This is a genomic window from Parafannyhessea umbonata, from assembly GCF_900105025.1.
In the GTDB taxonomy this organism is placed as follows: domain Bacteria; phylum Actinomycetota; class Coriobacteriia; order Coriobacteriales; family Atopobiaceae; genus Parafannyhessea; species Parafannyhessea umbonata.
In genome coordinates, this window is record NZ_LT629759.1 from 62722 (window position 1) to 76153 (window position 13432).

A 13432-nucleotide genomic window follows, 5' to 3' on the forward strand; every position below is an offset into this window, starting at 1 on the left:
TTGAGGAGGCCTATCAATGAGGTTCGAGAAGAAGGTGCTCGCTACCGACATGGTCAAGTGCTATGCCATCGGTATGGTCGAGGCGGCGGGCGAGAAGAGCTTTGTCGTCGCAACCGAGAAGGACGGTCCCATTCGTCGCTTCGCACTCGATGGCACCCAGAGGGAGAACGTCTGTGACGGCCCCGGCGGCGTCATGACGGTCATGCAGACCCCTGGACGCACCGACCAGCTCATGAGCACGTACAAGTTCTTCTCGCCGAACTTTGGTGGCGACGACGCGAAGATCGTGACGTACACGCGCCAGGGCGATGGCTCCTGGAAGCGCCAGGTCCTGTGTGACCTTCCCTACGTGCACCGCTTTGGCGTGCTCGAGGGGGCCGACGGACAGAAGTGGCTCATCGCCTGCACGATCAAGTCCGCCTGCCGCGAGTTCAAGAACGACTGGAAGACCCCGGGTGCCGTGTACGCGGCGAAGCTCCCCGAGAACCTCGAGGACTATGACCAAGACCACCAGCTCGAGCTGACCTGCATCGCGAACTGCCAGCTTCAGAACCACGGATTCTACACCGCCCCCGACCGCAGCTACGCGCTCGTGGGAACGGCCGCTGGCGCCTTCCGTTACGTGCCGCCTGCGTCCGACGGCGCTGACTGGCAGATTGACTGCCTCGTCGTCCAGCCTACGAGCGACATGTGCATGGTCGACCTCGACGGTGACGGCAAGGAGGAGATGGTCACCATCTCCACGTTCCACGGCGACACCCTGTCCGTCTGGCACGAGGGCGCAGAGCCCGACACGTACGAGAAGGTCTGGGAGGACCCGCTGAAGCGTGCCTTCCTGCACGCGATCTGGTCTGGAAAGCTCGCCGGAGAGCCCTGCGCGCTTCTGGGCAACCGCAAGGACGGCCGTGACCTTCTGAGGCTCTACCACGAGGACGGCGAGTACCGTGTCGAGATCATCGACCACGACTGCGGTCCCGCGAACGTGTGGGCCTTCGAGGACGGCGGCATCGACCACATCATCGCCGCGAATCGCGAGACGAACGAGGTTGCGCTCTACGCGGTGCACGCCGAGTAGGGAAGCGGCTTTTCTCGCCCAGGCGTCTTAACGAACGTAATAAGAGGAGATTCCAATGTCTGCTATCGACGAAGTTACCCGCGAGGGTTGGATCATGAACACGTTCCCCGAGTGGGGCACGTGGCTGAACGAGGACATCGAGAACGCCGTCGTTCCCGAGGGCAACGTGAAGATGTGGTGGCTCGGCTGCACCGGCATGTGGGTGAAGACCCCCGGTGGCGCCAACATCACCATCGACCTCTGGACGGGCAACGGCAAGCGCACCCACGGTGACGGCAAGATGAAGGTCGGTCACCAGATGGCGAACATGGCCGGTTGCCGCGCCATGCAGCCGAACCTGCGCAACATCCCGTACGTGTTCGATCCGTTTGGGTTCAAGCAGGTGGACGCCGTCCTGGCCACCCACTACCACCAGGACCACATGTCCAAGGAGTGGGCTGCCCACGTCGTGAAGTCCGGCATGACCACCACCGACGAGAACGGCAACGAGATCCCCGTGCCGTTCATCGGCCCGGAGAAGTCCGCCGAGTTCTGGCGCAAGTGGGGCGTGCCCGAGGACCGCATCATCGTCGTGAAGCCGGGCGACAAGATCAAGATCAAGGACATGACCATCGTGGCCATGGACTCCTTCGACCGCACCTGCATCACCACGACCGACTCCACCGGCCCCGACCGCGAGGACCTCTGGGGCAAGTGCCCGATGGACATGGACGAGAAGGCCGTGAACTACCTGCTCGTCACCCCGGGTGGCAACATCTACCACTCCGGCGACTCCCACTACTCCATCTACTTCGCGAAGCACGGCAAGGACATCATGAAGGAGTACGGCGGCGTCGACGTTGCCTTTGGCTCCTATGGCTGCAACCCGCTTGGTATGCAGGACAAGATGGAGGCCTCCGACATCCTTCGTATGGCCGAGGCCCTGCAGGCGAAGGTCGTCATCCCCATCCACTGGGACGTCTGGACCAACTTCGCGGCCGACCTGCGCGAGATTGAGGTTCTGTACCAGATGCGCAAGGACCGTCTGGAGTACAAGTTCAAGCCTTACTACTGGAAGGTCGGTGGCGAGTACACCTACCCCCAGGACAAGGACAAGAAGGAGTACATGTACGACCGCGGCTTCCACGACTGCTTCGACCACGAGCCGAACGTCCCGTTCCGCTCCGTCCTCTAAGGGGTCCTGCAGATGATGCTCAAGGAACTGCGCGAGAAGGTCTACGAAGCCAACATGGACCTTCCCAAGCACGGGCTCGTCGTCTTCACGTGGGGCAACGCCTCCGAGATCGACCGAGAGAAGGGTCTGTTCGTGATCAAGCCCTCCGGCGTTGATTACGACGAGCTCACTCCCGAGTCCATGGTCGTGTGCGACATGGATGGCAACGTGGTCGAGGGCGACCTCAACCCGTCCTCCGACACGGCGACCCACGCGTGTCTGTACCGCGCCTGGGAGAACGTCGGCGGCATCGTGCACACGCACTCCACCGTCGCCACGGCCTGGGCGCAGGCCGGTCGCTCCATCCCGTGCTACGGCACGACCCAGGCCGACTACTTCTACGGAGAGGTTCCTTGCATGAGGGGTCTCACCAAGGAGGAAATCGAGGAGGCCTACGAGCTGAACACGGGCAACGTGATTGTCGAGGGCTTCGAGGGCAAGGACCCCATGGCCCAGCCGGGTTGCCTGGTGCGCAACCACGGCCCCTTCACCTGGGGCAAGGATGCGGCCGCTGCCGTGTACCACGCCGTCGTGGTAGAGGAGGTCGCAAAGATGTCCAGGGACGCGGAGCTGCTCTGCGTCGCCGCCGGTCGTGCGATCGACGATGCCAAGGCCCCGCAGTACCTGCTTGACAAGCACTACATGCGCAAGCATGGTCCCAACGCCTACTACGGACAGAAGTAGCGCACAGGACCAAAAAGGCGCAGCACGAGAGGGAGGGGCGCCCTCATGGCACGACCATGGGGGCGCCCTTGTAGAAAGGGACCATAGATGAGCAGGCAATACAGGCTCGGTCTGTACGAGAAGGCGACTCCCGCGGAACTCTAGTGGGAGGAGCGCCTCCAGGTGGCGGCCGAGTGCGGGTTCGACTACATGGAGATCTCCGTCGACGAGTCCGACGCCCGCCAGGCTAGGCTCGACTGGACGCCCGCGGAGCGCGCGACAGTCGTAAAGGCCATGCGCGACACCGGCATCCCCCTGGGATCCATGTGCCTTTCCGGCCACCGTAAGTGGCCGTTTGGCGCCAAGGACCCCAAGAAGCGGGCATACAGCCTCGAGATGATGGACAAGGCGCTCGAGCTCGCCTGCGACCTCGGGCTCCACGTGATTCAGCTCGCCGGCTACGATGCGTACTACGACGAGGACAAGTGGGATGGCTCGCGCGAGTGCTTCTCCGAGAACCTCGCGAAGGCGACGGAGATGGCGGCGGCAGCCGGCGTCGTCCTCGGCTTCGAGACCATGGAGACGCCGTTCATGGATACGGTTCGCAAGGCCATGACCTATGTCGACGAGGTAAACAGCCCCTACCTGGGCGTCTATCCCGACGTGGGCAACCTCACGAATGCGTCCCTCCTCTACGGCAACACCGTCGCGGACGACATCGCCTGTGGGCGTGGGCACATCTTCGCCGCGCACATGAAGGCGACGAAGGCCGGCCAGTATCGTGACATGCTCTTCGGCGAGGGCACGACCGACTACGAGGGCGCACTGAGCCAGCTCGTTCCCCAGGGCGTCCGTCGCTACGTGTGCGAGATGTGGTACCTCGGCTCCCCCGAGTGGAAGCAGGACGTCGCGCACGCCTCTAGCTTTGTAAGGGAGAAGATCGACTCCGCCATGGAGGCGCTCTCCTAAGCATTGAGCAGGCTTCGGCAGTCCCCCTCTGCCGTGGCCTTGCTTTACACAACCATGCCAGCCGTCGGACGGTTCCCGCCGCCGACGCTGGATCGAGAAGAGAAGGAAGAGGAACATGAAGTTCTTCATCGACACCGCGGACCTGGACGACATCCGCGAGGCTGCGAGCTGGGGAATCCTCTCCGGCGTCACCACCAACCCGAGCCTGTACGCCAAGACCGGCGGCAAGCTGGCGGACTTCGAGGACCACATGGTCGAGATCTGCCACATCTGCGAGGGCCTCCCCGTCTCCGCGGAGTCCACGGCCGAGACCACCGAGGGCATGATCGCCGAGGCGGAGCACCTCGCCTCCCTCGCGCCGAACATCGTCGTGAAGCTCCCCGTGACCGAGCAGTCCCTGCCCGCGATCCACCACCTCGCGCAGGAGGGCATCCGCGTCAACATGACGCTCGTGTTCTCCGCGACCCAGGCGCTCCTCGGCGCCCGCGCCGGCGCGCGCTACATCAGCCCGTTCGTCGGCCGCTTCGACGACATCGGGGACGAGGGCCTCGACCACCTCGCCGAGATGGTGACCGCCGTCCACAACTTCAGGTACGGCTACTGGGACGAGGAGGGCGGCCCCGAGATCATCACCGCCTCCGTGCGCACCCCGCACCACGTGACCCAGGCGGCGCTCCTGGGCGCGGACATCGCGACCGTGCCGTTCGGCGCCCTGAAGAAGTGCGTGCACCACCCGCTCACCGACCGCGGCCTGGAGCTCTTCGCCGCCGACTGGGCGAAGGTCACGGGCGAGAACTAAGGTAGACTTAAGCGGCAGGACGCAAAAGGCGCGTCTTGCCGCTTTTGACGAAGAGGGAGGTACCACCACATGACCAACGAAGAATTGGCCAAGATCGCCCGGGAGGTCCGCAAGGGCATACTCGTGGGCACGCACGCGGCGAGGTCCGGCCACCCCGGCGGGTCGCTGTCGGCCGCCGAGATCTTCACCTACCTCTACTTCGAGGAGATGAACGTCGACCCGAGGAACCCCCGCGACCCCGGCCGCGACCGGTTCGTGCTCTCCAAGGGCCACTGTGCCCCCGGCCTGTACGCGACGCTCGCGCAGAGGGGCTTCTTCCCCGTGTCGGACCTCGAGACCCTGCGCCATATAGGCTCGCACCTGCAGGGCCACCCGAACATGAACGACACCCCCGGCGTCGACATGTCCACCGGCTCGCTCGGCCAGGGCATCTCCGCCGCGGTCGGCATGGCGATCGCCGCGAAGCACTGGGGCGACCCGTACCGCGTCTACGCGCTCTGCGGCGACGGCGAGATCGAGGAGGGCGAGGTCTGGGAGGCCGCCATGCTGGCCGGCAACCACGCCCTCGACAACCTCTGCGTGATCGTGGACAACAACAACCTGCAGATCGACGGCACGCTCGACGAGGTCAACTCCGCCCAGCCCATCGCGGACAAGTTCCGCGCGTTCAGGTTCAACGTGGTCGAGGTGGCCGACGGCAACGACCTCGGCCAGCTGCGGGAGGCCTTCGCCGCTGCTAGGGCCTGCGAGGGCGCCCCGACCTGCATCGTCGCCCACACCGTGAAGGGCAAGGGCGTCTCGTTCATGGAGAACCAGGTCGGATGGCACGGCAAGGCCCCGAACGACGAGCAGTTCGCGCAGGCCATGGCAGAGCTCGAGAGGGAGGCGTAGGGGATGGAAGACGTTAAGAGGGTCGCAACCCGCCAGAGCTACGGCGAGGAGCTCGTCGCGCTGGGCGCCGAGCACGACGACTTCCTGGTCCTGGACGCCGACCTCGCGGCGGCGACGCAGACCGGGAAGTTCAAGGCCGCGTACCCGGACCGCTTCGTCGACTGCGGCATCGCCGAGCAGAACCTGATGGGCGTCGCCGCCGGCATCGCGACGACCGGCCACCGCGTCTTCGCGAGCACGTTCGCGATGTTCGCCGCCGGGCGCGCCTTCGAGCAGGTGCGCAACTCCATCGGCTACCCGCACCTGCACGTGGTCGTCGCCGCCACGCACGCCGGCATCTCCGTCGGCGAGGACGGCGCCACGCACCAGTGCAACGAGGACATCGCCCTCATGAGGACGATCCCGGGCATGACCGTCGTCGTGCCGTCCGACGACGTCGAGGCCCGCGCCGCGGTGCGCGCCGCCTACGAGGCGGACGGCCCCGTGTACCTGAGGCTCGGCCGCCTCGCCGCCCCCGTGATCCACGGCGACGGCTACCGCTTCGAGGTCGGCCGCGGCGTCGTGGAGCGCGAGGGCGCCGACGTCACCGTCGTGGCGACCGGCCTCATGGTCTCCTCCGCGCTCGAGGCCGCCGAGGCGCTCGCCGCCGAGGGGATCGACTGCGAGGTCCTGAACCTCCACACGGTGAAGCCGCTCGACGCGGACCTCGTGGCGGAGTCGGCCGCCAAGACCGGCAGGGTCGTCACGGTGGAGGAGCACTCCGTCATAGGCGGCCTGGGCGGCGCCGTGTGCGAGGCCCTCGCGGAGAGGTGCCCCGTGCCGGTGAGGAGGGTTGGCGTGCGGGACGTCTTCGGCGAGTCCGGACCGGCTGTCGACCTCCTGGCCAAGTACGGCCTCGACGGCGCCGGCGTCGCCGAGTCGATCCGCTCCTTCCTGAGGTAGAGCGCGCCGCCCCGTGGGGGCGGCGGGAAGCGTGGCGCCCGCGGGCGCCGTGGTGCCGGGGACGGCACTCGCGGCGCCCGCGGGCTTTTTGCGTAAAGAAAAACGACTCCGACTGCGACCCATTGCCTTTCTCGTCTAAACGAGGAAGACGTTGAATTGACAGCAGATACATCATAAAGATTGAAATAGAAAAATAAATGGGATTGTTTTGCATGCATCAAACTTGTGTGTAGATATGCATGAATGCATAGCATTTTGGGTTGATGAGATGCATAGCTCATCATCGTTTCTTCAGTAGTGCAAATTCCATGTTTATCTGGGATACTTCATCTCCTTTTTTGCTGCTGGTAGCTGTAAATGGAGAGCGCAGTAATACGTTATCAAGTTCAGCGTACTGAATTAGATTCTCAGGAATATGACATTGCATATACCGCTCACGTATTTGTACTTTGAAAGCGGTAGAATAACTATTAATATTTCCAAATTGTTACGAGCAATGGTAAGAGGGCCATGCCGGATGGGCGTGGCCCTTGTCTGTGCCGAAGAGGGAGGCTGTCTTTATGGAGGTTATCGACCGTCTGCTTGAGTACGTAGCGGTCAAGACGCCGAGCGACGAGGACAACGACTCCGCATGTCCCAGCAGCAAGGAGCAGTTCGAGCTTGCGAATCTGCTGGCGGAGGAGCTGCGCGAGCTGGGCGTCAAGGACGTCGTGGTGAGCGAGAAGTGCTTTGTATACGCGAAGGTGCCCGCGACCGTCGGCTGCGAGGGCACGCGCAAGCTGGGGCTCATCGCGCACATGGACACCGTGTCGCAGTTCTGCGACGGGAAGATCACGCCGGTGCTGCATGAGGACTACGACGGGTGCGACCTCGCACTGGGTACGAGCGGCCGCACGCTTTCCGTGAGGGACTTCCCGCGCCTGGCGGAGCTCAAAGGTCGCACGCTGCTCACGAGCGACGGCACCACGATTCTGGGCGTGGACGACAAGGCGGGCATAGCGGAGATCATGGGTGCGCTCGAGCGCGTGCTTAGCGACGGCACGCCGCATGGCGAGCTTCGCATTGCGTTCACCCCGGACGAGGAGATCGGCACCGGCGCTGGCAACTTCGACGTGGAGTACTTCGACGCGGACGTCGCCTACACCATGGACGGAGACGCCGAGGGCGAGATCCAGTACCAGAACTTCAACGCGTGCGAGGCGGACTTCGAGGTCAGGGGCGTGAGTGTGCACCCGGGTTCTGCAAAGGGAATCATGGTGAACGCCATGCAGGTGTGCTGCGACATCAACAACATGCTCCCGACGCTGGAGGCTCCGCGCTACACGGAGGGCTACGAGGGCTTCTACCACCTGCTCGAGATTCACGGTGACGAGTCTGCCGGCGGCATGTCCTACATCGTGCGCGACTTTGACGCGGCGTCGTTCGAGTGCCGCAAGCAGACGCTCGGGCACATCGCGAAGGTCATGAACGAGCGCTGGGGCGAGGGCACCGTGACGCTTCGCATCAAGGACGAGTACCAGAACATGGAAAGCGTGATCGAGGGCTGCATGTTCGCCATCGACAACGCAAAGCTCGCGTGCGAGCGCGCCGGCGTCGTGCCCAAGGTCACGCCCATCCGCGGCGGCACCGACGGCTGCCAGCTGTCGTTCCGTGGGCTGCCGTGCCCGAACCTGGGTACCGGCGGCGACGGCTACCACGGGCCATACGAGCACGCGACGGTCGAGGGCATCAACGCGGCGACTGACGTCGTGGTGGAACTGATCAAGGTCTACGCCGGGGCCTAGGCGAGAAGATCTTCTCGCCTGGCGCTTTGTCAACAACGTGAAAGGAAGTCAATCGTGGCAGAGGAAATCGCCGCCGATACGGCGGCAGCAAAGCCGGGGAAGAGGCACAAGCTGCACTTCCCGACGGCCATCACCGTGCTGTATATCGTCATGCTGTTTGCGGCGGCGCTCACCTACATCGTGCCCGCCGGCGAGTACTCCAAGCTCACGTACGACGCGAGCCAGGACAAGTTCGTGGTGACGAAGCCGGACGAGAGCACGAAGCTCATGCCGCCCACGCAGAAGACCCTCGACAAGCTGGGCGTCTCCGGCAAGCTCGAGAACTTCAGGAACGGCTCGATATCGAAGCCCATCGCCATCCCTGGCACGTACGAGCGCGTGACGCAGGCGCCACAGGGCGTGGCCGAGTTTCTGCTCGCGCCGATCCAGGGCGTGTACGACACGATCGACATCATCCTGTTCGTGTTCCTGCTTGGCGGATGCATCGGCGTGCTCAACTACATGGGCGCCTTGAACTCCGCCGTCGCCGCGCTGTCGCGCATCACGCACGGCCGCGAGTACCTGCTCATCATTATACTTTCTCTTTTGATGGTTATCGGCGGCACCACGTTTGGCCTGGGCGAGGAGACCATCGCCCTGTATCCCATCCTCATGCCGGTGTTCATCGCGGCCGGCTACGACGCCATGACGTGCATCGCCGTCATCTTCGTGGGCGCGTCCGTTGGTACCATGTACTCCACCATCAACCCGTTTGCCACGGGCGTCGCCACCAAGGCGGCCGGCATCGCCATGTCCGACGGCATGAGCTGGCGTTTCGTCGCGCTCGTCGTCGGCACGGTCATGGCGGTTGCGTACATCATGGTGTACGCGCACCGGGTGCGCCTGGACCCCTCCAAGTCCGTCTGCTACGACATGAAGGAGAAGATCGAGAAGCGCTGGGGGCAGCAGGGCGACCAGATCGAGTTCACCTGGCACATGAAGCTCTCGCTCGCGGCTTTTGGCCTCGCGTTCGTGGTGCTGGTGTACGGCATCGTCGCGTACCAGTGGTGGTTCGACTACATGACGGCCGTGTTCCTGGCATGCTCCATCGTCCTCGCGTTCACCTCCGGGCTCGAGGAGGAGGTGTTCTTCGACAAGTACATTGGCGGTTGTGGCGACCTCATGAGCGTCGCGCTCGTCGTGGGCGTTGCGCGTGCGGTCAACATCCTGCTGGAGAACGGCCTCATCTCCGACACCATCCTGCACTTCTTCTCGGGCACCGTCACGGGCATGGGGCCGGTCCTCTTCATCCTCGTGATGCTCGTGGTCTACATCATCCTGGGCTTCTTCATCAACTCGTCCTCCGGCCTCGCCGTGCTGTCGATCCCCATCATGGCGCCGCTCGGCGACGCCGTGGGCGTCTCGCGCGCCGCGGTTATCGCCGCGTACAACTACGGTCAGGGCCTCATCTCGTACATCACGCCCACCGGTCTGATCCTGGCGTCGCTCGCGATGGTGGACGTCCCGTTCAGCCGCTGGCTCAAGTTCGTCAACCCGCTGCTGATCGCCACGATCGCGCTGAACGCGCTGCTTCTGGTGGCGCAGGTGCTCATAGGGTAGGGAAGCGGCACATACGCAAAGGTACTGGGGCGGGTCCGTCGCATCGGCGCGGGTCCGCCCCTTGCGTGTACGGGGTCATGCGCCGCGGACGTGGGCCACCGTCCGCTCCTGCGGCTAGTGGCCGGCCACGCTCGGGATGTCCTGCAGCTCAAAGCGGTAGCGCTGCTTCGCATTGGGGTACTTCTCGCGGTCCACGGCAGAAAGAAACAGCTTCTTCGGTCGCGCCCACAGCGAGCCGTCGCCGTACAGCTTGCGATAGATCACAAGCTCCTCGCCGGTCTCGGAGTGGCGCGCCACGTCCTCCACCAGGTAGTAGTCACCCTTGAAATGCCGGTACACGCCCCCGCGGCGAATCTCGCGGACGCCGCCTTGCTCCGCGGAGCGGGCGCCGGGCGAGAAGGGCGCAGCCGCGGCGCAGGCGGCCGCGGCGGAACCTCCGGGGGTGGCACCGGCCTTGGCCATGTCCTTCTCCGCCTGCCCAGCGAGCAGCCTCTTCACGAGCTTTTTCGCCGCGGGCTTGCACTTGCCGCATTTGCTGCCGGCACCCGTTGCCTTGCGCACCTGCTTGAGGCTGGTGGCGCCGTCGGCTATCGCCTTGCGGATGTCTTCCTCGGTCACGTGCCTGCACGGGCAGACGTACTTCGAGCCGGCCATGCACCCTCCTGTCAACGCGCGTTTTCGCACCATGGTACGCGACTTTCGCGCGCGAGGGGAGCCCGTGAGGAGAGTCTGGCCTTCACAGCGGCCGACCCATGCGTCTGGTCGTGCCTAGCGTGTCTTCGCGGGACCGTTCGTCGCCGCAAACAAGGCGATCGCAAGTCCTACGCTCACCCAGGGAACCGCTGCGTCCCAGAAGTCCTTCAGACTTCCGCCGACCGAGTTCGCGACGGCGCACATGAACCCAATCGCAAAAAGGCAGACGATTGCAACCTGCGTCGCCCTCCTGTAGTCCGTCCGCGTGTCCATGGTGACCTCCGTCCCGGAGCGAGGTGCTTGGGAACGGCTCTGCCCAAAGTGCCGCGCCCTGGCGTCGTGGGACAATGCGACGCCTTCAGGCTACACGGCAACACGGGAGCCTGGGTCATCCCAGAGTAAGCATATGGTCAGGTCCTTTTACCGCGCGGGGCGTAGGGATTTGCTGACTCAACCAGTCCCATCCCCTAGGTCGGGAGCGAGCCGCAATGGCTTGCCCCCGACCATCGTGATGTCGTAAGGTGAGCACATGCGGAATGACCTTACATACGACGACTACGCGCGCTTCTTGCGCCTGCCCGCGGACGAGCTGGCTCGGCAGTGTCGCGCGGAGGCGTTTCATGCATCGGGCCCGGGCGGCCAGGGCGTGAACACGGCGGACTCCGCGGTGCGCATGCGACATGTTCCCACGGGCATCACCGTGGTCAGCCGCGAGTCGCGCAGCCAGCTGCAAAACCGCGAGCGTTGCCTGCAGAAGATTCGCGCGGAGCTCGCCCGACGCGCACGCAAGCCAAAGACCCGGCATGCGACTAAGCCCACGCGCGCCTCTGTCCGCAGGCGTCTGGACGAGAAGAGCAGGCATTCCCAGCTGAAGCGCATGCGGCGCCGGCCCGGGATGGACGAGTAGCAGGCACCCACGAGGCGCGCCCGCCGCCGCGCCGCACGCCGTGGCCCTCACTTGACGTCGAACTCCCTCAGCAGCGCGCCCAGCCTCGCCTCGTCGCCGAGCGCGTCCGCGAGCTCCCCCGCGCGGCCCGCGCCCTCGAGCGCCCGCGCGAGCCTCGCGAGCTGCTCGTCGCGCCTCCTCGCTCCGATGGCCTCGCCCTCCGCAAGTCCCGACGCGCGGCCCTCGTCCATGGCGTCGGCAATCTCGTCGCGGTACTTCTCGGACCAGAGCATCCTGTACCTCCTCCACTGGGGGTTGTCGCGAACCCCTCGGACCGCGTCGTCCACGCTCCTGACGTAGTCGCTTTCGATAACAGTATCATTCGAGAGATAGCGCAGGAAGGCGTCAAATTCGTCGCCGTAGTCACCGCGCGTGCCCGCCGCGTTCACGAACACGATGCTGGTTCCGTCGTCCATGGGCTGCCCGTCCTGCGCGCAGGTCCGCATGAAGTCGTAGCGCTTCCAACCTCGGCCAAACGGGTCGTTCGCGCAGATGAAGATTACGATCGCGTCGCCGGCGTCCTCGAAGCGCTGTCCACGGTCAAGCATGTTCGCATCCACGAGCGTGAGGTACCGACGCGCGCGCCTGGCGATGCCGGGAGTGGCGACGTTCTGCATCTCGACGTCGTACTCGTTGCCGGCGCCGTCCCGCACCAGCAGGTCGACGATGCCCGCGCGCGAGAGCGGACCCGCGTCCAAAAGCCCCTGGCGCTCCACGAACTCGATCTTCTCGACCTGTATGCCCAGCAACAGCTCTATGAGGCCTTGGCACAGGTTCGGGTCCTGGAACACCGTGCCAAACATCAGGTCGTCCGTGATTCCCAGCCTGTCAAAGTCGATATCGCCGCGCATCGTACACCAGCCTCCCTCGTCACAGAGTCAAACGGTGAGGCCACATGATACTCGGGGGCACTTGCAGATATTTCACTTTTATATGGCAGGACTCTTATATTGCAGAGGCCTTTACCCACGGAACCCCTGTCCCGCCATGCGGTGGCGCAAACTCGTGCCTACTCCTTTGGCTCCTGCTGGGACTCGTCCTCGGCCAAAAAGTCGAGCAGACGGACAATGCGCAGGTCAGGCACTATCCACGGCGCAAACGCGAGCACCATGGCCACCAAGGCAAGGTGCGTTGCGGGCAGGGCGAGCGCCAGCACGAACGCGGCAAGCTCGAACCCAAGGGTGAAGCGCTCCTTGACCAGGGAGCGCTTCTCGACCACCGCGCGACGCGAGAGCTCTTCCTCGGAAGGCGCCGTCGCCAGGCAGTCGTGGCCCAGGGCGTGGCGGATGACGCGCTCGAGGTTCATGTACGTGAGTGACACGAGCATGTTGAGCACGATGTAGCACGTTGTTGGCAGAGAGGCGAAAGACGTCTTCTGCATCCAGTCCGTCGCGAGCGGGAAGAACGACAGCACAAAGAGAAACGCAAGGTTGGACCACAGCATGCGCCCGTCCACGTGGCGTACGAGCTTAAGGAGGTGATGGTGGTTGTTCCAGTACGTGCCCACGCCGACGAAGCTCACGGCGTACGCGGCGATGGCGGGCAGCAGCCGCAGCAGGTCGCGCAGCGTCGCCCCCTCGGGCGCGGCGATCCCCAGCACCATGATCGTGATGATGATGGCGATCACGCCATCGCTGAACGCCTCCATGCGCCCCTTGTCCATGCGATGCCCCTCCTCGTCTCGTCCTGCGCACATCCTGCGCATGGCCTGCGCACCGTGCGAAAACAGGATAGCGCACGACTGGTGCCGCGGTGGGGGAGGTGCGATGGGAAGGACGTGACGGTCGGGATGCCCGGGATGGCCGGGATGCCACGCCCTTCTCGCCCAGCGCCTCTTGTGTAGATATTTAGGCAAATA

12 protein-coding genes and 2 pseudogenes are annotated in these 13432 nt (G+C 64.5%); 10 read left to right on the top strand and 4 right to left on the bottom strand.

The features are described from left to right. The first annotated feature begins 16 nt into the window (after positions 1-16). The 9 genes and pseudogenes from BLT96_RS00345 (at position 17) to BLT96_RS00385 (ending at position 9935) form a co-directional block, all read left to right on the top strand. The gene (locus BLT96_RS00345; RefSeq protein WP_090847486.1) at positions 17-1075 is read left to right on the top strand and encodes a hypothetical protein; all 1059 of its coding nucleotides are present in this window, start codon (positions 17-19) and stop codon (positions 1073-1075) included. Between the two features lie 55 nt (positions 1076-1130). Further along, a complete protein-coding gene (gene ulaG, locus BLT96_RS00350; protein WP_090847484.1) occupies positions 1131-2249 on the top strand; it encodes an L-ascorbate 6-phosphate lactonase in 1119 nt (372 codons plus the stop codon). Positions 2250-2261: 12 nt separating this feature from the next. Further along, a complete protein-coding gene (locus BLT96_RS00355; protein WP_197674367.1) occupies positions 2262-2972 on the top strand; it encodes an L-ribulose-5-phosphate 4-epimerase in 711 nt (236 codons plus the stop codon). Positions 2973-3128: 156 nt separating this feature from the next. Next, positions 3129-3920: pseudogene (locus BLT96_RS00360) on the top strand (L-ribulose-5-phosphate 3-epimerase); the annotation flags it as partial. Between the two features lie 115 nt (positions 3921-4035). Then, positions 4036-4719 carry a transaldolase family protein gene (locus BLT96_RS00365; protein ID WP_090861131.1) on the top strand — a complete coding sequence of 228 codons (684 nt, stop codon included), beginning with the start codon at positions 4036-4038 and terminating at the stop codon, positions 4717-4719. A 69-nt stretch (positions 4720-4788) separates the two neighbouring features. Further along, the gene (locus BLT96_RS00370) at positions 4789-5610 is read left to right on the top strand and encodes a transketolase (protein WP_090847922.1); all 822 of its coding nucleotides are present in this window, start codon (positions 4789-4791) and stop codon (positions 5608-5610) included. Positions 5611-5613: 3 nt separating this feature from the next. Next, positions 5614-6552, top strand: coding sequence for a transketolase family protein (locus BLT96_RS00375; RefSeq protein ID WP_090861132.1), 939 nt, complete (start codon positions 5614-5616; stop codon positions 6550-6552). 560 nt (positions 6553-7112) lie between these two features. Beyond that, a complete protein-coding gene (gene pepT / locus BLT96_RS00380; RefSeq protein WP_090861133.1) occupies positions 7113-8336 on the top strand; it encodes a peptidase T in 1224 nt (407 codons plus the stop codon). A gap of 54 nt (positions 8337-8390) precedes the next feature. Then, entirely contained in the window at positions 8391-9935 is a 1545-nt protein-coding gene (locus tag BLT96_RS00385) for a YfcC family protein (RefSeq protein ID WP_245719283.1), read from the top strand. A gap of 114 nt (positions 9936-10049) precedes the next feature. On the opposite strand, the gene BLT96_RS10695 is transcribed toward BLT96_RS00385, so the two are convergent. Together BLT96_RS10695 and BLT96_RS00395 are read right to left on the bottom strand one after the other, a co-directional pair. After that, entirely contained in the window at positions 10050-10589 is a 540-nt protein-coding gene (locus tag BLT96_RS10695) for a DUF1653 domain-containing protein (protein ID WP_197674368.1), read from the bottom strand. A 114-nt stretch (positions 10590-10703) separates the two neighbouring features. Further along, positions 10704-10901 carry a hypothetical protein gene (locus tag BLT96_RS00395; RefSeq protein WP_090861135.1) on the bottom strand — a complete coding sequence of 66 codons (198 nt, stop codon included), beginning with the start codon at positions 10899-10901 and terminating at the stop codon, positions 10704-10706. 331 nt (positions 10902-11232) lie between these two features. On the opposite strand from BLT96_RS00395, the pseudogene BLT96_RS00400 reads away from it, so the two are divergent. Further along, a pseudogene (locus BLT96_RS00400) lies at positions 11233-11535 on the top strand (peptide chain release factor-like protein); the annotation flags it as partial. Between the two features lie 47 nt (positions 11536-11582). On the opposite strand, the gene BLT96_RS00405 reads toward BLT96_RS00400, so the two are convergent. Further along, positions 11583-12425 carry a hypothetical protein gene (locus BLT96_RS00405; RefSeq protein ID WP_090861137.1) on the bottom strand — a complete coding sequence of 281 codons (843 nt, stop codon included), beginning with the start codon at positions 12423-12425 and terminating at the stop codon, positions 11583-11585. A gap of 158 nt (positions 12426-12583) precedes the next feature. Then, positions 12584-13237, bottom strand: coding sequence for a TMEM175 family protein (locus BLT96_RS00410; protein WP_157692074.1), 654 nt, complete (start codon positions 13235-13237; stop codon positions 12584-12586). Positions 13238-13432 lie beyond the last annotated feature (195 nt).

Excerpts from the sequence above, each read along its gene's own strand:
- BLT96_RS00345 (WP_090847486.1), top strand. The coding sequence starts at position 17 with ATGAGGTTCGAGAAGAAGGTGCTCGCTACCGACATGGTCAAGTGCTAT.
- ulaG (WP_090847484.1), top strand. The coding sequence starts at position 1,131 with ATGTCTGCTATCGACGAAGTTACCCGCGAGGGTTGGATCATGAACACG.
- BLT96_RS00355 (WP_197674367.1), top strand. The coding sequence starts at position 2,262 with ATGATGCTCAAGGAACTGCGCGAGAAGGTCTACGAAGCCAACATGGAC.
- BLT96_RS00365 (WP_090861131.1), top strand. The coding sequence starts at position 4,036 with ATGAAGTTCTTCATCGACACCGCGGACCTGGACGACATCCGCGAGGCT.
- BLT96_RS00370 (WP_090847922.1), top strand. The coding sequence starts at position 4,789 with ATGACCAACGAAGAATTGGCCAAGATCGCCCGGGAGGTCCGCAAGGGC.
- BLT96_RS00375 (WP_090861132.1), top strand. The coding sequence starts at position 5,614 with ATGGAAGACGTTAAGAGGGTCGCAACCCGCCAGAGCTACGGCGAGGAG.
- pepT (WP_090861133.1), top strand. The coding sequence starts at position 7,113 with ATGGAGGTTATCGACCGTCTGCTTGAGTACGTAGCGGTCAAGACGCCG.
- BLT96_RS10695 (WP_197674368.1), bottom strand. The coding sequence starts at position 10,589 with ATGGCCGGCTCGAAGTACGTCTGCCCGTGCAGGCACGTGACCGAGGAA.
- BLT96_RS00395 (WP_090861135.1), bottom strand. The coding sequence starts at position 10,901 with ATGGACACGCGGACGGACTACAGGAGGGCGACGCAGGTTGCAATCGTC.
- BLT96_RS00405 (WP_090861137.1), bottom strand. The coding sequence starts at position 12,425 with ATGCGCGGCGATATCGACTTTGACAGGCTGGGAATCACGGACGACCTG.
- BLT96_RS00410 (WP_157692074.1), bottom strand. The coding sequence starts at position 13,237 with ATGGACAAGGGGCGCATGGAGGCGTTCAGCGATGGCGTGATCGCCATC.